The sequence below is a fragment of the Tritonibacter sp. AK171 genome, from assembly GCF_030127025.1.
Classification (GTDB): Bacteria; Pseudomonadota; Alphaproteobacteria; order Rhodobacterales; family Rhodobacteraceae; genus Epibacterium; species Epibacterium mobile.
Map to the genome: position 1 here is coordinate 721477 of NZ_CP126134.1, position 25250 is coordinate 746726.

Consider the following 25250-nt stretch of genomic DNA (forward strand, 5'->3'; position numbering starts at 1 on the left):
TGTTTCGCCTCGGGCTTTGCCCGAGGCGACCCGCGCCGCGCGCCCTTCGGGCACGCGGCGCGGCCCGGCCCAACGGGAGGATGTGCCCTGCGGCGGTGGATCTGCCAGATCCGGGGCAGGCGCAAAAACGGGGTCATGTGTGGCGCGGACGTGGCCAAAGGGGCACGGACGACGGGCGGGAGCTTCCCCGCGCGCGAGGTGTGCGTGCTCTGGCAGCGACAGGCGGCCCCATAGGTGTGTTGATGAAGCATTGAGGACAGTTGCGGCTTTTCCCATCGCGCCGAGGGCGCTATGACGAACAGGTTCGCGAAGGAGCTCAACGATATGACCCAAATCACACCGCAACCCGGTATCATGGACATCGCCCTCTATCAGGGTGGCGCAGCCCATGTGGACGGGGTGAGCAATGTGACCAAGCTCTCCTCCAATGAGAACCCGCTGGGTGCAAGCCCCAAGGCGGTGGAGGCGATGGCGCAGGCTGTCACCAGCATGCATCGGTATCCGAGCTCCGACCATACCGCCCTGCGCACCGCGATTGCCGAAACCCACGGGCTGGATGCCGAGCGCATCATTTGCGGGGCGGGCAGCGATGAGATCATCGCTTTTCTGTGTCAGTGCTATGCCGGGCCGGGGGATGAGGTGCTTTATACCGAGCACGGATTTGCCATGTATCGCATTTCCGCCCTTGCCGCCGGGGCCACCCCGGTCGAAGTCAAGGAGCGCGAGCGCGTCACCGATGTGGATGCGCTGCTGGCAGGCTGCACGCCGCAGACCAAGCTGGTGTTCATCGCCAACCCCAACAACCCCACCGGCACCATGATTTCCGAGGCCGAGGTGGCGCGCCTCGCCGATGGTATCCCGGAGGATGCGATCCTCGTGCTGGATGGGGCCTACGCTGAGTATGTCGAGGGCTTTGACGCCGGGGCATCCCTCATCGAGGCGCGTGAAAACGTGGTGATGACCCGCACGTTCTCCAAGATCTACGGACTGGGGGGCGCGCGTGTGGGCTGGGGCTATGGGCCAAAGCCGATCATCGACGTGCTCAATCGCGTGCGCGGGCCGTTCAATGTCTCGGTGACGGCACTTGCCGGGGCCGAGGCCGCGGTGCGTGACCGTGCGTATGTCGAGACCTGCCGCGTCGAGAACGCCAAATGGCGCGGCTGGCTGGCGGATCAACTGGCCGGGCTGGGCGTGCCGTCGGACACATCCTGTACCAACTTCATTCTGGCGCGCTTCGCCTCCCAAGCGGAGGCGGAAGCCTGTGACGATTTCCTGAAACAACGCGGCCTGATCGTGCGCCGGGTGGCGGGGTATAACCTGCCCACGGCCTTGCGCATCACCGTCGGAGACGAGACCGCCTGCCGCGCGGTTGCAAGCGCGGTTCAGGACTTCAAGGCCGGGGCGGCGCAATGAGCGAGATGTCAGCCAAACCCGTCTACAACCGTGTGGCACTGATCGGTCTTGGGCTGATTGCCTCCTCGATGTTCTGGGCCATCAAACGCGCGGGGCTTGCGGGGGAAGTCACCGGCTATGCCCGCAGCGCCGAGACCCGCGACACCGCGCGCCGGATTGGTCTGTGTGATCGGGTCTGCGACACCGCACGTGCGGCGGTTGAGGGCGCAGATCTCGTGGTGCTCTGCGTACCGGTCGGGGCGATGGGCGCGGTTGCGGCCGAGATTGCACCGGCGTTGATGCCCGGCGCAACGGTCTCCGATGTGGGATCGGTCAAGCGCCATGTGATCGAGGATGTGGCGCCGCATATTCCAGATGACGTGCATTTTGTGCCCTCACACCCGCTCGCGGGGACCGAGCATTCCGGTCCCGAGTCGGGCTTCGCCGAGCTGTTTGACAACCGCTGGTGCCTGTTGGTGCCGGTGGAGGGCAGCGCGCCGGAGGCGGTTGCGCGGCTGCGCGCCCTCTGGGAAGGGATGGGCGCGCATGTGGATGAGATGGACGCCGACCACCATGATCTGGTGCTGGCGGTGACCAGCCACACGCCGCATTTGATCGCCTACACAATGGTGGGTGTGGCAGATGATCTGCGCCGCGTGACCGATAGCGAAGTGATCAAATATTCTGCGGCGGGGTTTCGCGACTTTACCCGGATTGCGGCCTCAGACCCGACCATGTGGCGCGATGTGTTCCTGACCAACAAGGACGCCACGCTGGAAATCTTGGGCCGGTTCACCGAGGAGCTCTTTGCCCTGCAACGGGCGATCCGCACCGGGGATGGCGCGCATCTGCACGACTATTTCACCCGCACCCGCGCCATCCGGCGGGGCATTATCGAGGCTGGTCAGGACACCGCCGCGCCGGACTTTGGTCGCGGGCCGAAAAAATGAGGGTGCGCGGGGTGGTCCGGCGGGTTGGCGTTGCCATGGTGCTGATCCATGTTGGCTGCGGGCAGGTTGCTGCCGCACCTGAAACCACCCCGCGCCCGCCGCTGGAACGCGGGGCAGAGCTGGTGCTGACGGAGGTCACTGAGGTCTCTGCTGTGGCGGCGACACGGACGGTGCCCGCGCCACAGATGCGCCCACACATCCGGCCAGTGTCTGCACAGATCATCGCAGCCGCCGCCCGTCCGGTGGATCTGGCCCCGGTGGCACCGGGTGAAACCCTGCGCCCGATGATGCGCACGCCGGAGTTCGAGCAGCAGGTGCTCTTTGGGCGCGCCAAACGGCGGCGCGGCTCTGTTTGCGGCGATATCGACATCCAGGGTGAAGAGGCGGGGGATATTCCCGGCAAGCTCCGGGGGTGCGGTGCGCGTGATGCGGTGCGGGTGCGGTCGGTGTCGGGGGTGACGCTGAGCAGGCCTGCGCTGATGACCTGCGAGACGGCAAAGGCGCTGAATAAATGGGTGTCGCGCGACGTGGAGACGGCGTTTGGTCGCTCTAACCGAGTGGTGCAGCTCAGGGTGGCAGCCGGGTATAGCTGCCGGACGCGCAACAACCGTCCGGGGGCGAAAATCTCTGAACATGGGCGGGGCAGGGCAATTGATATTTCCGGCTTTACGCTTGAGAGCGGGACTACAGTAAGCGTGTTGAAGGGCTGGCGTGATCGCTCGACGCGCAAAGCCCTGCAACGCATGTGGAAAACAGCCTGCGGGCCGTTTCGCACCGTGTTGGGACCAGATGCGGATATTTATCACCGCGATCACTTCCACCTTGATGTGGCCCGCCATCGCAGCGGGCGTTACTGCCGTTAAACGCCGCATTCGTGGTCCGGTGGCTCTCCCGCCCCCGCAGGGGCGCGACCGCGCAAGGCACCCATATCAGCACGATCAGCGCGTGGGCCTAAGTCGCATATCATTTCACAGTTGCGCGCGCCCCTTGGCGGGGTTGGGCCGGGCAGCCAGTCCCGTACCGGGACTGGCTGTAGCGCCGGGCCGAACGGCCCGGCGCTATGCCCAACGCGGGGCGATGTGCCCTGCAAGGGCGCAGCGGCAAGGGGCGGGAGGGCCACCGGCGCGGGGCGCTAACGCAGGATCAGGCGCGGTGCGGGACCAAGCGGGATCGGGCCGATGGTGATATAGCCGCTGCGAAAGCCCAGCGTGATATCCAGATCCTCCGGGTTGCCACTGGCCCGCGCCAGCACCGCGATCACCCGGCTGGCCTGTTCGCGTGCGGTGGCGGACATCAGCCCGGTGTCTTCTGCCATTTCCAGAAACTCCGCCCAGGCCTCAACCTGCAAGGCCAGTTCTCCGGTGGGAATGCCTGTGGTATCGACCTCCAGCGTGCCTGCGCTTTTGATGCGCATATCCCCCCACTGTGCTTCCAGCAGGTCGATGTCGATCATGCGGGGTTGCGGGCGGCGTTGCTCCAGTGCGTTGCGATCCCATACGGTATCGAAGGTTACATCCGCCACCAGAGTGAGTGTCTCAAAGGTCTGTGGCAGCTCAGGCGCGGCACGCAGCAGGCGGCGCAGGTCCGTGCCGGGGCGAAAGGCATGTGCCTCTGCGGTGATCTGGTAGTTTTCGGCCGGATCGCTCTGGACCACGCGCAGGTTCAGATCGCCGGCGCTGAGGACGCTGTTTTGCCCGTCGCCAATGCTCCACGCGCCGGAGGTCAGCCCCAACTCCTCCAGCTCCAGCGCCAAGCCGGGTGCGAGGAACAGATCCGCCTGCAACCCTTCGGTCGAAATCACCGCCGTTTGATCATAATAGGACAGCCGCTGATCACCGTCGGAAAAGCGCAGGCTTTGACGTCCGGGCCAAATCGCAGGGCTTTGCAGCTCCAGCCAATCGGTGCGCCAGGCCGCCCCGGTGCCGGGATCAGCCAGCGTCGGCAGATCGATGCGGGTCACATGCCGCCATGGAAAACCGCCCAGCGTACCAGCGGGGGCAATATCGCCCACCTCCACCTGCCAGCCGCGCGTCGCCTGCATTTGAAACCAGCCCTGAACGCTCTGGCGCAGACCCCAGGCGGCCACGGCCCAGTAGAGCGCCCAGATCACACAGAGCCCCAGAAGGATCTTCAGACCGCGTTTCATGCCGCACTGCCCCTTTTGTTTACGCCCGTTTTGCTGTTTACAGGCGCTCGCAATAAAGGACCAGTAACATGACGATGTGGGTATTTGGATACGGCTCTCTTCTGTGGAACCCGGAGTTCCCGATCGCGCAAAGCGAGGTGGCAACGCTGCATGGTTTTGCCCGCTCGTTCTGCATGCGCTCGATCCACCACCGCGGCAGCGAAGAGATCCCCGGACTGGTGCTGGCGCTGGATGCGCAAGAGGATGCCCATTGCAAGGGTCTGGCCCTGCGGGTCGAACCCGGCCACGAGGAGACAACGCTGGCCGCGCTGCGCGAGCGCGAGTTGATCTCCTCGGCCTATGTGGAGCGCTTTCTCGACGTGGAACTGGCCAGCGGTGAGGTGGTGAATGCGGTGGTCTATGTAATCGACCCGCATCACGTCCAATATTGCCATCTTGAGCTGGAAGAGCAGGCGCGGATCATTGCCCATGCGGTGGGTGGACGGGGACCGAACAGCGAATATCTGTTCAATACCGCAGGGCATCTGGATGAAATCGGCCTGAGCGATCCTGACCTCAGCTGGCTCACAGAGCGGGTCCGGCAGATTTTATCATAAATCCTTGGCGACCATGGGACTTTCAGTCTAGGCTGCAGGCGCAGAACCAAGACAAAGCCTATCGGGAGCCGCAAGGAAATGGCGCATCACGAACGCGAAGGCCGGCCACAATTTTCACAGCCGGTGCGCCAGGTTGTCATGATGCTGATTGCATTGGGACTGGCAGGCGCGGGGGCCTTTATGGCGCTGCCTCGGGTGATGCCGGTCTTTGAGGCGAACCCCTATCTCAACGGGTTTATCGCCTTTGTGTTTGTCATCGGGGTGTTGGCGACCTTCTGGCAGGTGGTGCAGCTGATCAATTCGGTGCGCTGGATTGAACGCTTTGCCGCCGGGATCACCACGGAGGATGATCGTGCCCCCTCGATGCTGGCGCCACTGGCGGCGCTGTTGCGCTCTCGGGGCGCGCGGATGCAGCTTGGGTCTGCCTCGACACGCTCCATTCTGGATTCCGTGGCAGAACGCATTGACGAGGAGCGCGAGATCACGCGCTATATCGTCAACCTTTTGATTTTCCTTGGCCTTCTTGGCACGTTTTACGGGTTGGCGACCACGGTTCCGGCAGTGGTCGACACCATCCGCAGCCTTGCACCGCAAGATGGCGAAGAGGGGGTTGCGATCTTCAACCGGCTGATGACCGGCCTTGAATCGCAGTTGGGCGGCATGGGCGTGGCCTTTGCCTCCTCGCTTCTTGGTCTTGCGGGCTCATTGATTGTGGGCTTGCTGGAGCTGTTTGCGGGCCATGGTCAGAACCGGTTTTACCGCGAACTCGAAGAATGGCTGTCATCCTTCACCCGTGTCAGTTTCTCCTCGGGCGAGGAGGGGGGCACTGGCGACAGCAACCTTGTGGCTGGTGTGCTCGATACGATGGCAGAGCAGATGGACGCGCTGCAGGCGATGTTTGTTCAAACCGCCGAGGGGCGCGCTGAGGTTGAGGGCAAGCTTTCGCGTCTGATCGACACCATCGAAGAGATGAACCGCCGTCAGGATGATGTGGCGTCGATTTCCGGCGCATTGGAGCGCGTGGCCGTGGGCCAAGAGACCATCGCCGAGCTGATGCGCGCGCATGGGGATGTGGGCATTGATGCCGAAAGCCGCATGCGGCTGCGCTCGATTGACGTGCAGATGCTGCGCATTCTGGAAGAAATCTCCGCCGGGCGGCAGGAGAGCCTTGCGGAGTTGCGCAAGGACATCGACCTCTTGGTCAAAGCCTTCGCAGGCCCGCGTGGCATGGACCGTGCAGCGCGAATGGCGGCGCGGAAAGAGAGCTGATCCATGGCCCTGAAGCGCCGTACCGGTCAACGTTTCCAAGGGTCCATCTGGCCCGGCTTTGTGGATGCGATGACCGGGCTTTTGCTGGTTCTGATGTTTGTGCTGACCATTTTTATGGTGGTGCAATTTGTCCTGCGCGAGACCATCTCCGGTCAGGAAACCGAACTGGATGAACTCTCGACCGAGGTGCGGGCGTTGGCGCAGGCGCTTGGCGTCAAAGAGCGCGAGGCCAGCCAGTTGCAGGCCCGTTTGGGGGCGCTTGGGGCGACACTGAATTCGGCCCGTTCCGATCTGGATGCAGCGCAGGATCAGATCACGGCCCAACAAGCCCGCATCAGCGCGCTGACGCAGGAACGGGATGCGGCGACCTCGGACCTTGCGGCGGCGCGCACGCAGATTTCGGATTTTGAGGCACAGGTGGCCGCATTGATTGCCGGGCGCGACAGTGCCGAGGCGCAGATCGCCGATCTTACGGCAGAGCGCGACGCGCTGGATGCCGCACGTGGTGAACTCTTGTCGGAACAAGAGGCGCTGAACCTCGCAGTGGCGCAATTGCGCGATGAGGTCGACGCTGAGGCCGAGGCCGCACGTCTGGCGGCGGCGCGCACCGAAGCTCTGCAAGCGCTGGTCGCGGATCTGCGCAAAGAGGGCGAGGCACAATCCGCCCGCGTAGCAGAATTGGAAGAGACGCTCTCTGAAGAAGAGGCCAATCGCCTGACTGAGGCTGCTGCGGCTGAAGCCTTGCGCGCGCGGCTGGAAAATGCCGATGCTGAGCTCACGGCGATGACGCTGTCGCTGGAGGCGGAGCGCAAGAAAGCCGAAGATACGCTGACATTGCTGGCCGCTGCCGAAAGCGCCCGAAATAAGCTGAATTCCGAACTGGAAGAGGCGCTCTCGGCCATTGAGCAGGCCAAGGCGCAGGCGAACGACCGCGATGAGCTGGCAGAGCGCCTGACGCGGGTGCTGGCCCAGATGGAAGTCACAGAGAGTACCGCATCGGCGCGCGTTTCGGCCCTAGAGGCAGAGCTGGACCGGGTGCGGACCGAGAGTGCTGCGACCCGCGCCCGACTCACCGGCGAGTTGGAGACCGCCCGTCAACAGGCCGCAGACACCCGTGGGCAGCTTGAGGCTGAACTGACCCGGCAACGGGCGGCCACGGTCGAGACCGAGAGCCAGTATCAGGCCCAGTTGCGCGATGTGCAGAGTGCTTTTGACAAGGAACGCCGCCTTCTGGAGGATCGCCTTGCCAGCCTGCAAGCGGAGGCGGAAACAACACGGCGCGACCTGCAGGATCAGCTTGCGACCCTGCGTGGTCAGGCCCAGGAAACCCGCAGCGGTCTGGAGACCCGTCTCGTGCGCGCCGAGGCAGATCTGGCTGCAGCACGCGCGGCGGCAAGCTCCACCGCAGAAGAACGGGCTTCGGTTGAGCAGCGCTTGTTGGTCGCGCTGGAGGCGCTGGAACGGGCGCAGGCGGCGGCCACGGATCAGGAGGTTTTGCAAAGCCGCCTTCTGGCCGCCCTCGCGGAGAAGGATGATTTTGCGCAAAACCTCACAGAGCAGAAAACCCTTGCGGAACAGCGCGCGGACCTGCTGGCGCAGGCGCGCAGTGCCTTGGCCGAGGAAAAGCAGGTCTCGGAAGAGGCGCGCCGCGAGACGGCGCTTTTGAATCAGCAGGTGGCGGCGTTGCGCGAACAGCTTGGCGGCTTGCAGGCGCTCTTGGATGATTTCAAGGAACGCGACGCTGCGCAGGGCATCCAGTTGCAAAGCCTCGGTCAGGATCTGAACACTGCGCTGGCGCGCGCCGCTGCCGAAGAGCGCCGCCGCCGGATACTGGAAGAGCAGGAACGCAAGCGGCTGGAAGCAGAGCGGGAGCGGCTCGCCAATGAAGCCAAGGATCTGGAACAGTACCGTTCGGAGTTTTTTGGCCAGTTGCGCAGCCTTCTGGGCGATCAGGAAGGGGTGCGGATCGAGGGAGACCGGTTTGTCTTTGCCTCTGAGGTTTTGTTTGCACTTGGAAGCGCCGAACTCTCTGAGGCGGGAAAGACCGAAATCGCCAAAGTCGCGCGCATCTTGCAAAACGTGGCTGCCGCAATTCCCGATGACATCAACTGGATCATTCGCGTCGATGGGCACACGGACAATCAGCGTTTCTCGGGCACTGGCAAATACGCCGATAACTGGGAACTCAGTCAGGGCAGGGCGCTGTCGGTGGTGCGCTACATGATGGATGAGCTGGGCATTCCCCCCGGACGGCTGGCCGCAAATGGATTTGGCGAATTTCAGCCGGTCAATCCGGCCGATACCCCCGAAGCGCGGGCGCAAAACCGCCGAATCGAATTGAAGCTTACGGAACGCTGACAGCGCGTGGCGCGTATTTGGTAAAGCTAAAATGAAATAAGGCTCCGGCGGTGTTTCAACCGCCAGAGCCTGCGTTCTAAAATAGGACTTTTGAAAACAGGACGGCACCACCACTCACGGCTTATTGGATTCGTCCGGATTCTTTTTATCATAGTTTGCCCGTTTTTCCAATAAATTATCACCCATGAGAGTTTTTTGTGCTATACTCTTCAGTACAAATTCGATTTACCGCCGCCATGTCTGTGAGCATCGTTTCAGGAGGGGCATTTTTGGACAGATTACGCGCCATATTCGAACTGCGTGACATGTTGCGTCAAATGGAGCGCGACATCGGTCTGGAGGATCTAAGCCCAGCCGAAAAAGACGTCTTTCAAGCCGCTCACCGTCTGACGGATGCGCCGGGGCAGTTGGTCTTGTCCGATCAGATCCGTCAGCACCCGCTGACCAGCGGCATCGCGCAGGCCACATTTCACCGCGCGTTGCGGTCGCTGCTGGAACTCGGCTTTCTGGAGCGGCCTGAGGGCGCGCGGGCCAAACATTACATGGTGCGTAAGGACCTGCTGCACGACTAAACCCCGCACCGGTTTCTGACAATTTATTGCATAACGTCACGTTGAGACCGGTTTCCAGCAGGTCTGGCGCGAGATGAATTGCCTTGTCGCTCTTTCGCGTCTAAAGCTTGCGTATGAGAGCAGCTGATGGTTTTTCACCCGGCGTGGGTGGCTTTGTGATGATCGCTCTGACGTATATCATATGTCATGGCATCACGATTTGGGTGATTGCCCCTGCGCAGCGTTTCTTTCTCGATGATGTTTCTGTCCTCGCCAGTCTGGCGTATCTGCCGCATGGGGTTCGGGTTCTCAGCATTTGGCTGGTCGGTTGGCGGGCGCTGCTGCCGCTGGTTGTCGGAGCGATATTTGCCAATCTGATTTTCACCAGCGCGGATATCCTCGACCTGATGCACGACATGATGTGGCTGTCGCTCGCGATGAGTGTGCTGTCGGCCTATTTCGCTTTTGAGCTGCTGCGTGCCTCTGGCATATCGGCCTATGCGGGGGGCGGGCGCAGGGTCAATTGGCGCAAGCTTCTGTTGGCCGGGCTGTTGGCGTCGGTGTTCAATTCCATCAGTCAGACTTTGATTTTCTCAGGGATACTTGCGCCGAGTGGTAAGCTGACGGAGCTTGCTTCTTTTGCAATCGGTGACCTGCTGGGTCAGGTCGTGTTGATGTTTGGCCTGATGATGATTTTCCGCGCCCTGCGCAGCCCCACGGCCAGTGCCTGATCTTCGGGCTGAGTGCCTAGATACGGTTGAGCTTTGGGCTCTGCGAACATCAGAACCGTTATCCGCAGGCCGTTAATTTCATGCAACAGGGTTTAAGGTTCTGGACCCAGACATACCAAAACGCCCGCCTCAGTTATCTGAGGCGGGCGTTTTTTATTTACATCAGGCGCTTGCGCCTTTGGCTCGCTGCTTATTCCGCGGTGAGCAGGGGCGGCTTGTTGCCGCTAAGGCGCGGCTTGCCGGGGCCTTCGATACGCAGGTCGAGCTTGCCATCCTTGATGCCGACCTGAACCACACCCCCTTTGGAAAGCTTGCCGAACAGCAACTCCTCCGCCAGTGGTTTCTTGATGTGTTCCTGGATCACGCGGCCAAGGGGGCGGGCACCCATTTTGTCGTCATAGCCTTTGTCGGCGAGCCATTCAGCGGCCTTGCGGGTCAGTTCGATGGAGACATTGCGGTCCATCAGTTGAGCCTCAAGCTGCAGGACGAATTTCTCGACCACCTGCAGGATGACCTCCTTGGGCAGCGGGCCAAAGGAAATGGTGGCATCCAGACGGTTGCGGAACTCCGGGCTGAAGGTGCGCTCGATGGCGGCGGTGTCTTCACCCTCGCGACGGTCACGCCCAAAGCCGATGGCGGATTTTGCCAGCTCCGACGCGCCCGCGTTCGAGGTCATGATCAACACCACGTTGCGGAAGTTGACCGTGCGACCATTGTGGTCGGTGAGCTGGCCGTTGTCCATCACCTGCAACAGGATGTTGAACACATCCGGATGCGCCTTCTCGATCTCGTCGAGCAACAGCACACAATGGGGATGCTGGTCGACACCGTCGGTCAGCAGGCCACCCTGATCAAACCCCACATAGCCCGGAGGCGCACCGATCAGACGAGAGACCGCGTGTTTCTCCATGTATTCCGACATGTCAAAGCGCAGCAGTTCCACGCCCAGCGTATCGGCGAGCTGTTTGGCCACCTCGGTTTTGCCGACGCCGGTGGGGCCTGCAAAGAGGTAATTGCCGATGGGTTTTTCCGGCTCGCGCAGGCCCGCACGGGCCAGTTTGATCGCCGAAGACAGCGCATCAATGGCAGCATCCTGACCAAAGACCACGCGTTTCAGCGAGGCTTCCAGGTCTTTCAGCACCTCGGCGTCGTCTTTAGAGACGTTTTTCGGCGGGATACGGGCGATCTTGGCCACCACGGCCTCGATCTCTTTGACGCCGATGGTCTTGCGCCGCTTGCTTTCGACGACCAGATGCTGCGCCGCCCCGGCCTCATCGATCACGTCGATGGCCTTGTCGGGTAGTTTGCGGTCATTGATGTAGCGCGCCGAGAGTTCGACTGCGGATTTGATTGCATCCGAGGTGAACTTGATCGAGTGATGCTCCTCGAAATAGGGTTTCAGCCCTTTGAGAATCTCGATCGAATCCTCGACCGAAGGCTCGCTGACGTCGATTTTCTGGAACCGACGCGACAGCGCGCGGTCTTTCTCGAAATGCTGACGGAACTCCTTATAGGTGGTGGAGCCCATGGTGCGCAGCTTGCCGCCCTGCAAGGCAGGTTTCAGCAGGTTGGACGCATCCATCGCGCCGCCAGAGGTGGCGCCTGCACCGATCACGGTGTGGATCTCGTCAATGAACAGCACCGCGTCGGGGTGTTCTTCGAGTTCGGTAACCACCGCTTTGAGGCGTTCCTCAAAATCACCGCGATAGCGGGTGCCCGCCAAAAGCGCGCCCATGTCGAGCGAGTAGATGGTGGTTTCCGACAGCACCTCAGGCACTTCGTTTTGTACAACCTTGCGGGCCAGACCCTCGGCGATGGCGGTTTTACCGACACCGGGATCGCCGACCAGCAGCGGGTTGTTCTTGCGGCGGCGGCACAGCACCTGAATGCAGCGCTCCACCTCGCTGTCGCGACCGATAAGGGGATCGATATCGCCCTCACGGGATTTGGCGTTGAGATCGACGCAGTATTTCGAAAGCGCCGATTCTTTCTGTTCGCCTTCCGCGCCTCCGACGGTGGGGCCACCACCGATTTCATCCTCGGCGTCCGTCGCGCCGGTCACGGGGCGGTTTTCGCCGTAAGCAGGGTCTTTGGCCACGCCATGGGCGATGAAATTCACCGCATCATAGCGCGTCATATCCTGATCCTGCAGGAAGAAGGCGGCATCGCTTTCGCGTTCGGCAAAGATCGCAACCAGCACATTGGCGCCGGTGACCTCAGTGCGACCTGAGGACTGTACGTGGATGGCAGCGCGCTGGATCACGCGCTGGAATGCAGCGGTTGGCACCGCTTCAGAGCCGTCGATATCGGTGACAAGGTTCGCAAGATCCTCGTCCACGAATTCAAGTAAGGTTGATCGCAACTCATCAAGGTTCACGCTGCAGGCCTGCATGACGCGGGCCGCATCTGGCTCCTCGATCAGGGCCAGCAGCAGGTGCTCCAGGGTTGCGAATTCATGACGCCGTTCATTCGCCAGCGCCAGCGCCGCGTGAATGGCTTGTTCCAATGTGCTCGAGAATGAAGGCACGGGCGTGCTCCTCTGTCTTGGGTCATGGGGATCGGTCGCCACCGGGCGGGCCGGTCCTGTCCCATAACCATGTCCTCATACTGTTAGAGTTTGGTTGATAGAACGTAAGCTTCAAGGGCTTTTTGCGTGATTGTGGTCACAATTCCCGACATTGTGCTCACATATCTTGTGCGAAATTGATGGGGAGGCCGGAAAACGACATCAAAATCTGTCTTTCGCAGCCCTGATATGGGCAAAGACCTCCGCATCTTCAACCCCCTCCAATCCCAGAGATTTCTTTAGATCCGTATCCCCTGCGCGCAAAAACGGATTGGTGACTTTTTCCAGCTTCAGCCGTGCGGGAACGGTGGGAAGGTCACTTTTTCGCGCCTGAGAAATTTCACGGGCTCTTTTTTGCAGCGCGGCATTATCGGGGTCGATGCTGAGCGCAAAGCGGGCGTTACTTTCTGTATATTCATGGCCAGAGAAGACCAACGTGTCGTCGGGCAGGGCGGCGAGGGTGGTCATGGTGTGCCACATCATGGCAGGCGTGCCCTCAAAGAGGCGGCCACATCCCATCACCATCAGGCTGTCGGCACTAAACAGGGCAGGGCCTTCGGGATAATAAAAGGCGATATGGCCGAGGGTATGGCCGGGCACCGCGATCACCTGACAGCGTCCCGCGCCGGTGCCGCCCTCAAAGCCGGGTTCCAGCTCCATATCAAGGGGCGCGCCCTGCGCTGCGATTTTATCGGCCTCGGCCTTGGGGCCCATCACGGGGCAGCCATACTTGTCGCGCAACGCGTTGATCGCGCCCACATGGTCATGGTGGTGATGGGTGATCATGATGACGCCAAGGTTCCAGCCGCGTGCCTCAAGCGCGGCAATGATCGGTGCGGCCTCGGGGGCGTCGATCACCGCGACGCCGTCGGGGCCGTTGACCAGATAGGCGTAGTTGTCCGCAAGACACGGTACTGTGACGATTTCGAGGCCATTTGCCACGGTGGTGGGGAAAGAGGTCTGATCGGGCATGGTCATTCGCTTTCACATTGCTAGACTACCCCCAGAGTGACCGAAGCAATGGGCGTCTGCAATGCATCTGGATGTGCAGGATCTGAGGAATTTCTACTACCGCAGCACCTTGGGGCGCGCGGCGCAGGCCTCGATCCGGGGGCAATTGCTGCGGATGTGGCCCGATGCCACTGGTGAGACGATTGCGGGATTTGGCTTTGCGGCCCCGTTGTTGCGGCCCTACCTGAGTGAGGCGCGCCGGGTCATGGCCTTGATGCCGGGGCCACAGGGGGTGATGCAATGGCCGGCGGGGCAGCCCAATGTGTCGGTGTTGTGCGAGGAGACCTCTTGGCCGGTGGAGACGGGGCGCGTGGACCGACTGGTTCTGTTGCACGGTCTTGAAACCTCGGAACAGCCCTCCGCCCTGCTGGATGAATGCTGGCGGGTGATGGCGCCGCGGGGCAGGGCGATCTTTATCGTGCCCAATCGTGGCGGGCTTTGGGTGCGCTCGGATGCGACGCCGTTTGGCTATGGTCGGCCTTATACGCTGACACAGCTGGAAAACCAGCTGCGCGGGCATCAGTTCACCATCGAGCAGCACGCGGCCGCCCTCTATCGCCTGCCCAGCCCGCGCCGCTTCTGGCTGAAGTCGGGCGCGATGATCGAGCGGGTGGGGCGCAGGCTTCCGGCGATGATGGCGGCGGGTGTGTTTCTGGTGGAGGTTTCCAAGCAGACCCATCCCCAAAAGGGCCATATGATCCGCGCGCGCCGCACCAATCCGATCCGGGTACTGGAAGGGCTGTCCAACCCGATCGCGGAGCCCGCGTAAAGCGCAAGTTTGAGATGCAAGTGCATGGCTGTTTGATGGGCACGATTGCCGGGTGATCGTTGTCGACGCTTCATGGGCGAGATTCGACATTGTGTACGCTTGTGTACCGAAATGACGCAATATGACGCAATTTGCGCCTCTGGAATCGCATCCCCGCAGCTGGGGGGCGTAATTTTTTTACCATTAGAGCTGCGTCAAACCACCGTAGTTTTGTTAAGTCATTGAAAAAGCGTGGAATCGGATTTCGCGGCTTCGGACAGAGGGAGTTGCTAGGTCGCAAAGGCTCTGCTACATCCACGCTGATTTCGATGCCCGGCCAAAAATCGGGCGACCTCACGCCCCCGGATGCTACCTGCCAGGACGCATATAAACCGGGGCCAAAATAATATCGGAAGGGTGGACGTGTCCGAACCAGCTTCGATTTCCGCAGGCATTGCCGACCGCTATGCCACAGCGATCTTTGATATCGCTGCCGAGAGCAATGCTCTCGATAACCTCGAGACAAGCATCAATGATCTGGCAGCCGCTTTGGCTGACAGCGAAGACCTGCGCACTCTCATCACTTCACCGCTGGTGTCGCGTGACGAACAAGCAGCCGCCATCTCTGCCGTGGCAGACAAGATGGGGCTTGTTGAAGTTCTGCGCAACTCCCTCGCGCTGATGGCGGCCAAACGCCGCCTGTTTGTGGTTCCAGCCCTGATCGACGCCTTGCGTGCTCGCATTGCCGAAGCCCGCGGCGAGGTCACAGCCGACGTTGTTTCCGCTAAGGCACTGACCAAGACCCAGAGCGATAAACTGGCCAAAACCCTCGCAGAGCGCGTGGGCAAAAAGGTCACCATCAATGCCACCGTCGATGCAAGCATCATCGGCGGTCTCGTCGTTAAAGTGGGCTCGAAGATGATCGACAGCTCGATCCGCTCCAAGCTCAACTCCCTACAGAATGCAATGAAAGAGGTCGGATAAATGGGTATCCAAGCAGCGGAAATTTCCGCGATCCTTAAAGACCAGATCAAGAATTTTGGTCAAGAAGCCGAAGTGGCCGAGATCGGCCGCGTTCTCTCCGTCGGTGACGGTATCGCCCGTGTCTACGGCCTCGACAACGTCCAGGCGGGCGAAATGGTCGAGTTCCCCGGCGGCATCATGGGCATGGCGCTGAACCTCGAATCCGACAACGTCGGTGTGGTTATCTTCGGCTCCGACCGCGACATTAAAGAAGGCGACACCGTCAAGCGCACCAACTCCATTGTGGACGTGCCTGCTGGTCCCGAGCTTCTGGGTCGCGTTGTCGATGGCCTCGGCAACCCGCTGGACGGCAAAGGTCCGATCGAAGCCAAAGAGCGTAAAGTTGCAGACGTGAAAGCGCCGGGCATCATCCCGCGTAAATCCGTGCACGAGCCGATGGCAACCGGCCTCAAATCCGTGGACGCGATGATCCCCGTTGGCCGTGGCCAGCGTGAGCTGATCATTGGTGACCGTCAGACCGGTAAGACCGCGATTGCTCTGGACACCATCCTGAACCAGAAATCCTACAACGACGCTGCAGGCGACGACGAGAGCAAGAAGCTCTACTGCGTCTATGTTGCTGTCGGTCAGAAGCGCTCCACCGTGGCGCAGCTGGTGAAGAAACTGGAAGAGTCCGGCGCGATGGCATACTCCATCGTTGTGGCCGCGACTGCGTCCGACCCGGCGCCGATGCAGTTCCTCGCACCCTATGCAGCAACCGCGATGGCTGAATACTTCCGCGACAGCGGCAAGCACGCGCTCATCATCTATGATGACCTCTCCAAACAAGCTGTTGCTTACCGTCAGATGTCCCTGCTGCTGCGCCGCCCGCCGGGCCGTGAAGCCTATCCGGGTGACGTTTTCTACCTCCACTCCCGTCTGCTGGAGCGTTCGGCAAAGCTGAACGAAGACTTCGGTGCAGGCTCGCTGACCGCGCTGCCGATCATCGAAACCCAGGGCGGCGACGTGTCCGCGTTTATTCCGACCAACGTGATCTCCATCACCGACGGTCAGATCTTCCTTGAGACCGAACTGTTCTACCAGGGCATCCGCCCCGCCGTGAACACCGGTCTGTCGGTTTCCCGTGTGGGCTCCTCGGCACAGACCGATGCGATGTCCTCCGTTGCGGGCCCTGTGAAACTGTCCCTCGCGCAGTATCGCGAGATGGCAGCCTTTGCGCAGTTCGGTTCCGACCTCGACGCCGCAACCCAGCAGCTGCTGGCCCGTGGCGCGCGTCTCACCGAGCTGATGAAACAGCCGCAGTACTCGCCGCTCACCAACTCTGAAATCGTCTGCATCATCTTCGCGGGCACCAACGGCTACCTCGACAAGGTCGACGTCAAGGAAGTGGGTCGTTTTGAAGCCGAGCTTCTGACCTTCCTGCGCTCCAAGAAGGCCGACTTCCTGCAGTGGATCACCGACGAGGATCCCAAGTTCAAGAAGGGTGAACCGGTCGAGAAGATGAAGGCTGTGCTGGACGAATTCGCCGCAGACTTCGCGTAAGGAGAGAGACAGCACATGCCTTCTCTCAAGGACCTAAAAAACCGGATCTCGAGTGTGAAAAACACTCGTAAGATCACCAAAGCCATGCAGATGGTCGCGGCGGCGAAACTTCGCCGCGCCCAAGAAGCGGCTGAGGATGCACGCCCCTATGCCGAGCGGTTCAATGCCGTGATGGCGGGGCTGGCAGCTTCTGTCGGTCAAAGCGATACCGCGCCCAAGCTCCTTGCGGGTACGGGTTCGGATCAGGTTCAGCTCTTGGTGGTCATGACCGCCGAGCGCGGCCTGTGCGGTGGCTTTAACGCCAATATCGCCAAGCTGGCGCGTCAGAAGGTCCTCGACCTTCAGGCGGCTGGCAAGACCGTCAAGATCCTCACCGTGGGCAAGAAGGGCCGTGATGTCCTGAAGCGTGAGTTCAAAGACCTCTTCGTTGGTCACGTGGACCTGACCGAAGTCAAGCGCGTAGGCTATGTCGACGCGCAGGGCATCGCCAAGGACATCCTTGCACGCTTTGACGCGGGCGAGTTCGACGTTGCTACGATCTTCTACTCGAAGTTCCAGAACGTCGTGACCCAGATCCCGACTGCTCAGCAGATCATCCCGGCAGAATTCGATGCCGAGGGCGCCGAGGCGACCTCCGGTGTGGTGGATTACGAGCCCAGCGAAGAGGCGATCCTTGCGGATCTTCTGCCGCGCGGCGTCGCCACCCAGATCTTTGCGGGTCTGCTGGAGAACGGGGCGTCCGAACAGGGTGCCCGGATGAGCGCGATGGACAACGCTACGCGGAACGCGGGCGAAATGATCGACAAACTGACCATCGAGTACAACCGCTCGCGTCAGGCCGTCATCACCAACGAGCTTATTGAAATCATTTCGGGCGCCGAGGCGCTCTAAGAGACAACCGGAGACGAAACATGGCAAATGCAAAAGGCAAGGTGACTCAGATCATCGGCGCCGTTGTGGACGTTCAGTTCGACGGCGAGCTGCCGGCGATTCTGAACTCCCTCACCACCGACAACAACGGCAAGAAGCTCGTTCTTGAGGTTGCTCAGCACCTCGGCGAGAACTCTGTCCGTACCATCGCGATGGACGCGACCGAAGGTCTCGTTCGTGGTCAGGAAGTCACCGACACTGGTGCGCCGATCACCATCCCGGTCGGTAACGCAACTCTGGGCCGCATCCTGAACGTTGTGGGTGAGCCCGTGGACGAAGGCGAGCCGATCGTCGCGAAAGAGACCCGCGCGATCCACCAGCCTGCGCCCGAGTTCAACGAACAATCCACCGAATCCGAAGTGCTGGAAACCGGCATCAAGGTGATCGACCTGCTCGCGCCTTATGCGAAGGGTGGTAAGATCGGTCTGTTCGGCGGTGCCGGCGTTGGTAAAACCGTTCTCATCATGGAACTGATCAACAACATCGCAAAAGTGCACTCGGGTTACTCCGTGTTCGCGGGTGTTGGTGAGCGTACCCGTGAGGGCAACGACCTTTACCACGAGATGATCGAATCCAACGTGATTAAGCCCGACAACCTCGAAGAGTCGCAGGTTGCTCTGGTTTACGGCCAGATGAACGAGCCTCCGGGTGCGCGTGCCCGCGTTGCTCTGACCGGTCTGACCCTCGCGGAACAGTTCCGTGACCAGTCCGGTACCGATGTTCTGTTCTTCGTGGACAACATCTTCCGCTTTACCCAAGCGGGTTCCGAGGTGTCCGCACTTCTGGGCCGTATCCCCTCCGCTGTGGGCTACCAGCCGACGCTGGCGACCGACATGGGTGCGATGCAGGAGCGTATTACCTCCACCAAGAACGGCTCGATCACCTCGATCCAGGCTGTGTATGTTCCCGCGGACGACCTTACCGACCCGGCACCTGCAACAACCTTTGCCCACTTGGACGCGACCACCGTTCTCAACCGTGCGATCTCCGAGCTTGGCATCTACCCCGCTGTGGACCCGCTCGACTCCTCGTCGCGCCTGATGGACCCGCAGATCGTTGGCGAAGAGCACTACAAAGTGGCCTCCGACGTTCAGCAGATCCTCCAGCGCTACAAGTCGCTGCAGGACATCATCGCGATCCTCGGCATGGACGAACTCTCCGAAGAGGACAAGCTGACCGTTGCGCGTGCGCGTAAGATCCAGCGTTTCCTGTCGCAGCCGTTCGACGTTGCAAAGGTCTTCACCGGTTCCGACGGTGTGCAGGTTTCCCTTGAGGACACCATCGCGTCGTTCAAAGCCGTTGTGGCCGGCGAATACGATCACCTGCCCGAAGGCGCCTTCTACATGGTTGGCGGCATCGACGAAGTGATCGCAAAAGCCGAGAAAATGGCTGCTGACGCGGCCTAAGGAGGGCCCTGATGGCTGATACGATGCAATTCGATCTCGTGAGCCCGGAGCGGAGCCTTGCTTCGCTTCAGGCCCGCGCGGTCCAGATCCCCGGCTCCGAGGGTGACATGACGGCGATGCCCTTGCACGCGCCGACACTCACCACCCTGCGTCCGGGCATCCTGAAGGTGGAAGCACCGGAAGGCACCACGGAGTATCTCGTCACTGGCGGGTTTGCCCAGATCACTGCCGAGGGCCTGTCGGTTCTCGCAGAGCGGGCAATCCCCATGGATGAGATGACCCGCGCCCATCTGGACGAGCTCATCGAGGAAGCCCGCGCCATGTACAAGACCGCCAAGGATGATGAGTCCGCACACGGTCTGGTGGAAGACGCGGCCAAGCTGCTTGCAGATATGGAAGCGCTCGGGACCCACATGAGCCTCTGACACCACTGTCAGAACCCAAGAGACAAGAAACCGGCCTGCGCCCTGCAGGCCGGTTTCTTTTTGGTAAGGGTTGGACGATACTTTCAATTTGTTGATTGTTTGAAGGTTGAGGTTCCAAATGCCTACAGTGCGCCTGGGGAATTCCCGCACCGGCATCGCGCAGGGTGATGTGGAGGTGTTCTCAGAGTTCGACTCGGGGGGCACCATGTGGACGGGCGAGGGGGAGCGTGAACGCCGCCTGCATCTGCGCTTTGACGAGGCCTTTGCCGCACCGCCTGCCGTGCATGTGACAGCTTCGCTGATGGATATGGACCACACCGCCGCCTATCGTGCCGAACTGGTCGCCGAAGAGATCACCGCCGAGGGGTTCGACATCGTTTTTCGCACCTGGTCCGACAGCCGCGTCGCCCGCGTCCGCGCCGCCTGGATGGCCATTGGCGATATGCCGTTTGAGGACGACTGGGTGGTGGACTAGGGGCGGCATCACGTCGTGCATGTGCCACGACTTGGATCAGGGCAGCGTTGGGGGCTCGGTCAAACGCCTCCAGATGAGAATATTCCAGTGCTACTCGTAGGCGAGCACCATTTGGCCGGAGGCGCTTCTTCTGATGAACAGTTCCACCAATGCCAAGTTTATCGGGAAGCAGAGCATATGCGCCAGCGCGTAGCCGCGTTCGGCTTCAACGCCGAGCAGCGCAAAAAACGCGACCAGCAGATAAACAGTGAGAATTGCCAGTAATACCGCGTAGCTTCTCAGCATCCACTGCCCGTGTTGCACGTATTGCTTCTTCCAGATGTGGTAAAAGGCAATCCCCACAAAAGAGATACCCAAAATGCCCCCAAGGATATTGGAAATGATCGTGTTCGTGCCGCCAATCATCGGAAGCGAAAAGGAAATATAGGCCCCGAGCCCCAGACCAAGCGTCGCGGTAAACGCATAGAAATACCCGCTTGCCCGGTGTAGCAGGGGTGCTTTTTGTCGAACAACAGGAAGGAACTGGATGATCCCGGCTATCAGCGCCACCGATGCCGCAGTGATATGACCGACAACGGCAAATTCGCTTGATTGATAAAGCGGTTGCTGTCGCACAGAGAATTCATGCCAGAAGCTACTCTGCTGCCCGGAGAGATACTCCAGCATCGCATCTGTTTCCGCGAGTGCCAAAACGGATGCGGCACCACCGAATAGATACCGAAGCGAATAGAGCGCGATCATTAACGTGAGGGCGATACCAACATATAAAAAGGCGTGTCTTGCGATTTTCAACATAACGGTCCTTGGTCGGCCATCCTGCACCTCTCCATTAGGGAAGGGGCAATTGCGCCTGCTAAGCTTGTAATTGACCATGGTCATATTTAAATAAATGACCGAGGTCAATTAAATGATTGCAAGATCACTGTCGCGCGGGTCGCGCTCTTGATTGGCGATGACCAGCCTATGACGTCCAAATCCGGTGTGTAAAAAAATCTCATATTGCCTCTTGAGCTTCCAGTGACAGGAACCCCTACATGGAAGACAATAGGCAATAACGGAGTCGTTCCATGACCCAACCGATCACCGCTCGCCTCTCGATTGAGGGTATGACCTGCGCTGGATGCGTGGGGCGTGTTGACCGCACCTTGGCGGCACTGCCGGGGCTTAGTGATGTCTCGGTGAACCTCGCCAATGAGACCGCGCAGATCACCGCAGCCAACCACGAGGCGCTGGAGCAGGCTGACGCTGCGCTGCGCGATCTGGGCAAACCGGCGCGGCACCAGACTGTGCAGCTGTCGATCGCGGGTATGACCTGCGGCGGCTGTGTGGGCCGGGTGGAGCGTGCGATTAAGGCGCTGCCCGGTGTGGTCTCGGCCAATGTGAACCTCGCCGCCGAGAGCGCGCAGGTGGAGATCCTGCAAGGGGTGGTGACGCCCTCGCAAGTGGCGGCAGCCAGCACCGAAGCGGGCTATCGCGCCCGCCCGGCAGAGGCGCGCGACAGCGAGGACCGCAGCGCCCGCAAGCACCGTGAGGCGCGCGATCTGCGTCGTCAGGTCTGGATCGCCGCCATGCTGACCCTGCCGGTGTTTCTGTTGGAAATGGGCGGCCACATGGTCCCGGCGGTGCATCACTGGATCGCGCAGACCATCGGCATGCAAACCTCATGGGTGATCCAAGCCGTGCTGACCACGGCGGTGCTGTTCCTTCCCGGTCGGGCCTTTTTCGCGTTGGGGCTGCCCGCCTTGCGCAAGGGCGCGCCGGATATGAACAGCCTTGTGGCGCTGGGGGCAGGGGCCGCATGGGTCTATTCTTTGGTGGCGACTTTTGTCCCGTCTCTGCTGCCTGCCGATGTGCGTGCGGTTTATTTCGAGGCGGCGGCGATGATTGTGACCCTGATTCTGATCGGCCGTTGGCTGGAGGCTCGCGCCAAGGGCCGCACGGGGGCTGCCATTCAGGCGTTGGTGGGCTTGCAGGCCCGCCATGCCCGCCGACTGACCAAGGATGGCCAGCCCGAGGATGTGGATGTGGATGATCTTGCCCCCGGTGATCGCATCCTTGTGCGTCCCGGCGAACGCATCCCCACCGATGGCGAGGTGCTGGAGGGCAGCGCCCATGTGGATGAGAGCATGATTTCGGGTGAGCCGATCCCGGTGGAGAAATCCGCAGGCGCTGCGGTCACCGGCGGGACTGTCAATGGCGAGGGCAGTCTTACCGTCAGCGTGACCCGCACCGGGGCCGAGACCACGCTGGCGCAGATCATCCGCATGGTCGAGGATGCGCAGGGCGCCAAACTGCCGATCCAGAGCCTCGTGGACAAGGTCACCCTGCGCTTTGTGCCGGTGGTGATGGGGCTGGCGCTGCTGACGGTGGCCGTATGGCTGATGGTGGGGCCGGAGCCCACATTGACCAACGCCTTGGTGGCCGGAGTGTCGGTACTGATCATCGCCTGTCCCTGCGCCATGGGTCTGGCAACGCCGACCTCGATCATGGTCGGGACGGGGCGCGCGGCAGAGCTTGGCGTGCTGTTTCGCAAGGGCGATGCGCTGCAGTCGCTCAACGAGGTCGACATCATCGCCTTTGACAAGACCGGTACCCTGACCGAGGGCCGCCCATCACTGGTGGCGCTGCACCCGACCGCAGGATTTGAGCGCGCCGAGGTGTTGGGCGCAGTGGCTGCGGTAGAGGCACGTTCAGAGCATCCCATCGCCCGCGCGCTGGTGACAGCCGCGCGCGAGGAGGGCCTGACTCTCGCGGAGGTCAGTGATTTCCAGAGCCACACAGCCCGCGGTGTCACCGCGAAGGTTGCCGGGCGCGAGATCCATATCGGCAGCGCGCGGCTGATGTCAGAAGCTGGCATCAGCGTTGATGCGCTGGCGGCAGAGGCGCTTGAGCGCGCCAACCGGGGTGAAAGCGTGCTCTACACCGCCATCGACGGCCAGCTAGCAGCGCTGCTGGCGGTGGCAGACCCGATCAAACCGACCAGTGCCGCAGCAATCAAAGCGCTGCGGGCGATGGGCAAGGATGTGGCGATGATCTCTGGCGATGCCCCCGCCACGGCAGAGGCCATCGCCCGCGATCTGGGCATCTCCCATGTGGTCGCCGGGGTCGCGCCTGAGGGCAAAGTGGCCGCGCTCAAGGATCTCGCCTCGCGCGGGCGCAAGCTGGGCTTTGTCGGCGATGGCATCAACGACGCACCGGCCTTGGCGCAGGCGGATGTGGGGATCGCCATTGGCACCGGCACCGATGTGGCGATCGAGGCCGGCGATGTGGTGCTGATGTCGGGTGATCTCGGCGGCGTGGTGACGGCGATCAATATCTCGCACAGGACGCTGGTGAACATCCGCCAGAACCTCGGCTGGGCCTTTGTCTACAACGCGGCGCTGATCCCGCTGGCGGCGGGCGCGCTCTATCCCGCGTTCGGCATATTGCTCTCGCCGGTCTTCGCCGCCGGAGCGATGGCGCTGTCGTCGGTGTCGGTGCTGACCAATGCGCTGCGGCTGCGGCGGGCCTGACCTGCAGTCGCAAAGGCTACATGAAAATCAATCGCCAGAAGACGGCCGCAGGACGAACTTTCTTTCAATTGTGTCCTGCGGCCTGCAACATTCCGACATTGAGATGATTCTAAAACGTTGGAGTGTTTGTCATGAAGCCCTTTGGACCTTCCATTGCTGCAATTGTTGCCGCGTCCTTTCTGCCCTCAATGGCTGTTGCGACCGAAATGGGGGTCTTAGCCTCCGACGACTGCATTCTGACCGCCGGGCGCGATGTCAAACCGAGCGCTGGCTTTGTGGTGCCGGTTGCGTTCATCGACATCACGCGCGAGACGCAAAAGCCCGAAAACAAAATCGACCCTCTTGGGGCCGCAATTGGAGCAAAACTGGTGGAATTCGCCTTTGATGCAGGCGTCAATTACCTGAGTAAAAAGGCAAATCCTGAACCGGAAAAAGCCCAGGATATACTTCCGATCAACCTGTTTCGGGTCGAGAATGATATGCCCGTGTCGGTGCCTGCCAAGACCAAAAAAACCGCCGACAAAGAGGACACGCAGCCCCTTGAGACAAAGACTGTCAGGCCGGTATTTTTGAACCCAGCGCTGAACTGCCTGACCATAGTGACCGCATCTGCGCCGGTTCTGACCGAGAATGGCTTGGTCTCCACTGCCGATCTGATCAAGGCGATCAAGGACGACGGCAACAGCCTTGATCCATGGTCGCGCGAGGCAGAGATCAACGGGCTGAAAGATGAAACTGTCAATTACCGCCTTGCCAAAGCCGGTTTATCTGTTTTTGACGGGGGGGAGATCGGATCCATCCTCGAACTGCGATTGGAGCTTTCGGCGGATGGCAGCGCATTTCGATATGTTCCTGTGTATTTCGATGTCCGGCGCTTTGCGACCAGCGGCACCCAGGACCGCGACATCGCATTTACCGTGAAACTGTCGACGCCCGCGCAATCAGGCGATGAGAATATCGCCCTGGCGAGCTTTCACGCCACGAATGTGAAACGCACCGATAGCGGCGGTGTCCAGCGGGTGTCGGTGCAGGACAGCAAGGATTATTTGGGGTTTGGTCCCATGACGGCCGCAGCGGTGCTGGGGGGGCATGCGTGGTCGCAATTCACCATGCCGATGTCTGATCCGCCGGAGAATATTGAGAAGCTGCTGAACTTGAGTCTGACAACAGAGGATAAGCCACGAGAGGTGTTGAGTGATTTTGCAGATGTCGTGCAGCGTTTGCAGACCACCCCCTTCACCTACAAGGCAATGAACATCTCCGTGTCCTTTGAGGAAAGCACGGAACCGTCAAAAATCGTGGCCTTCCTGAACGACTTTGTCGAAGATAATGACGGGCTGCAGGACAAGCTGGAGAAAGCGACGATCAAGGCCTTGGGGCTGCAGTCGGATGCCGATGCGCTGGCGGAGATTGTTGCGATCAAACAGCGGGAGATCGACGCGGCCAAAGCACATCTTGCAGTGTTCAAGGCAGATCCGAGCCATCTGTTGCCCGCAAAGAAGGACTGGTTCGACAAGCAGGTCGCCGATCGCGAGAAACAAATCGCAAAGATGGAGGCCGAGCTTGCTGCATTGAAATTTGGTGAGGACCCCTATGCGCCGACACAGGGGCTCGACAATCCTGAACCAGAAATCGAAGGGTAGGGCGGTTCTGCCGAA

At 60.9% G+C, this 25250-nt stretch carries 21 protein-coding genes; 17 read left to right on the forward strand and 4 right to left on the reverse strand.

Going from position 1 to position 25250, the window contains the following annotated elements:
• Positions 1–324 precede the first annotated feature (324 nt).
• The 3 genes from hisC to QNI81_RS03435 are packed head-to-tail and all read left to right on the forward strand — an operon-like array spanning position 325 to position 3205.
• Positions 325–1413, forward strand: coding sequence for a histidinol-phosphate transaminase (gene hisC / locus QNI81_RS03425; RefSeq protein ID WP_283967372.1), 1089 nt, complete (start codon positions 325–327; stop codon positions 1411–1413).
• The gene (locus QNI81_RS03430; protein ID WP_502999237.1) at positions 1410–2342 is read left to right on the forward strand and encodes a prephenate/arogenate dehydrogenase family protein; all 933 of its coding nucleotides are present in this window, start codon (positions 1410–1412) and stop codon (positions 2340–2342) included. The genes hisC and QNI81_RS03430 overlap by 4 nt, the downstream gene beginning before the upstream one ends.
• 35 nt (positions 2343–2377) lie before the next feature.
• Positions 2378–3205 carry an extensin-like domain-containing protein gene (locus QNI81_RS03435; protein ID WP_283967856.1) on the forward strand — a complete coding sequence of 276 codons (828 nt, stop codon included), beginning with the start codon at positions 2378–2380 and terminating at the stop codon, positions 3203–3205.
• A gap of 269 nt (positions 3206–3474) precedes the next feature.
• Here QNI81_RS03435 and QNI81_RS03440 read toward each other — a convergent pair whose 3' ends face one another.
• The gene (locus tag QNI81_RS03440; protein WP_283967373.1) at positions 3475–4488 is read right to left on the reverse strand and encodes a DUF2125 domain-containing protein; all 1014 of its coding nucleotides are present in this window, start codon (positions 4486–4488) and stop codon (positions 3475–3477) included.
• 68 nt (positions 4489–4556) lie between these two features.
• On the opposite strand from QNI81_RS03440, the gene QNI81_RS03445 reads away from it, so the two are divergent.
• From QNI81_RS03445 to QNI81_RS03465, 5 genes are all read left to right on the forward strand, one after another.
• Entirely contained in the window at positions 4557–5084 is a 528-nt protein-coding gene (locus tag QNI81_RS03445) for a gamma-glutamylcyclotransferase (protein ID WP_009176251.1), read from the forward strand.
• Between the two features lie 78 nt (positions 5085–5162).
• Entirely contained in the window at positions 5163–6353 is a 1191-nt protein-coding gene (locus QNI81_RS03450; RefSeq protein WP_283967374.1) for a biopolymer transporter ExbB, read from the forward strand.
• A 3-nt stretch (positions 6354–6356) separates the two neighbouring features.
• Positions 6357–8711 (forward strand): peptidoglycan -binding protein, encoded by a 2355-nt coding sequence (locus QNI81_RS03455; RefSeq protein WP_283967375.1) that lies wholly within the window; start codon positions 6357–6359, stop codon positions 8709–8711.
• Positions 8712–8980: 269 nt separating this feature from the next.
• Complete coding sequence (locus QNI81_RS03460) at positions 8981–9283, forward strand: hypothetical protein (RefSeq protein WP_009176671.1); 303 nt, start codon at positions 8981–8983, stop codon at positions 9281–9283.
• A gap of 113 nt (positions 9284–9396) precedes the next feature.
• Entirely contained in the window at positions 9397–9993 is a 597-nt protein-coding gene (locus QNI81_RS03465; RefSeq protein WP_283967376.1) for a hypothetical protein, read from the forward strand.
• A 190-nt stretch (positions 9994–10183) separates the two neighbouring features.
• On the opposite strand, the gene clpA is transcribed toward QNI81_RS03465, so the two are convergent.
• Both clpA and gloB read right to left on the reverse strand, forming a co-directional pair.
• Positions 10184–12520 (reverse strand): ATP-dependent Clp protease ATP-binding subunit ClpA, encoded by a 2337-nt coding sequence (clpA, locus tag QNI81_RS03470; protein ID WP_065329790.1) that lies wholly within the window; start codon positions 12518–12520, stop codon positions 10184–10186.
• A 201-nt stretch (positions 12521–12721) separates the two neighbouring features.
• Positions 12722–13537 (reverse strand): hydroxyacylglutathione hydrolase, encoded by an 816-nt coding sequence (gene gloB / locus QNI81_RS03475; RefSeq protein ID WP_283967377.1) that lies wholly within the window; start codon positions 13535–13537, stop codon positions 12722–12724.
• Between the two features lie 55 nt (positions 13538–13592).
• On the opposite strand from gloB, the gene QNI81_RS03480 reads away from it, so the two are divergent.
• The 7 genes from QNI81_RS03480 (at position 13593) to QNI81_RS03510 (ending at position 20080) form a co-directional block, all read left to right on the forward strand.
• On the forward strand, positions 13593–14339 hold the full coding sequence (locus tag QNI81_RS03480; RefSeq protein ID WP_114961502.1) for a methyltransferase domain-containing protein: 747 nt from the start codon (positions 13593–13595) through the stop codon (positions 14337–14339).
• Between the two features lie 402 nt (positions 14340–14741).
• Positions 14742–15302: a F0F1 ATP synthase subunit delta gene (locus QNI81_RS03485; protein ID WP_065322763.1), complete on the forward strand. Its 561-nt coding sequence runs from the start codon at positions 14742–14744 to the stop codon at positions 15300–15302.
• Complete coding sequence (gene atpA, locus QNI81_RS03490; protein ID WP_009176178.1) at positions 15303–16844, forward strand: F0F1 ATP synthase subunit alpha; 1542 nt, start codon at positions 15303–15305, stop codon at positions 16842–16844.
• 15 nt (positions 16845–16859) lie between these two features.
• Positions 16860–17735 (forward strand): F0F1 ATP synthase subunit gamma, encoded by an 876-nt coding sequence (locus tag QNI81_RS03495; protein WP_009176844.1) that lies wholly within the window; start codon positions 16860–16862, stop codon positions 17733–17735.
• A 20-nt stretch (positions 17736–17755) separates the two neighbouring features.
• Positions 17756–19180: a F0F1 ATP synthase subunit beta gene (gene atpD / locus QNI81_RS03500; protein WP_005620552.1), complete on the forward strand. Its 1425-nt coding sequence runs from the start codon at positions 17756–17758 to the stop codon at positions 19178–19180.
• An 11-nt stretch (positions 19181–19191) separates the two neighbouring features.
• Positions 19192–19605 (forward strand): F0F1 ATP synthase subunit epsilon, encoded by a 414-nt coding sequence (locus tag QNI81_RS03505; protein WP_005620550.1) that lies wholly within the window; start codon positions 19192–19194, stop codon positions 19603–19605.
• Positions 19606–19723: 118 nt separating this feature from the next.
• A complete protein-coding gene (locus QNI81_RS03510) occupies positions 19724–20080 on the forward strand; it encodes an H-type lectin domain-containing protein (RefSeq protein WP_283967378.1) in 357 nt (118 codons plus the stop codon).
• A 90-nt stretch (positions 20081–20170) separates the two neighbouring features.
• On the opposite strand, the gene QNI81_RS03515 is transcribed toward QNI81_RS03510, so the two are convergent.
• Positions 20171–20875 carry a DUF2306 domain-containing protein gene (locus tag QNI81_RS03515; RefSeq protein WP_283967379.1) on the reverse strand — a complete coding sequence of 235 codons (705 nt, stop codon included), beginning with the start codon at positions 20873–20875 and terminating at the stop codon, positions 20171–20173.
• A gap of 272 nt (positions 20876–21147) precedes the next feature.
• On the opposite strand from QNI81_RS03515, the gene QNI81_RS03520 reads away from it, so the two are divergent.
• Together QNI81_RS03520 and QNI81_RS03525 are read left to right on the forward strand one after the other, a co-directional pair.
• Complete coding sequence (locus tag QNI81_RS03520; protein WP_283967380.1) at positions 21148–23592, forward strand: heavy metal translocating P-type ATPase; 2445 nt, start codon at positions 21148–21150, stop codon at positions 23590–23592.
• 131 nt (positions 23593–23723) lie between these two features.
• Positions 23724–25235, forward strand: coding sequence for a hypothetical protein (locus QNI81_RS03525; protein ID WP_283967381.1), 1512 nt, complete (start codon positions 23724–23726; stop codon positions 25233–25235).
• Positions 25236–25250 lie beyond the last annotated feature (15 nt).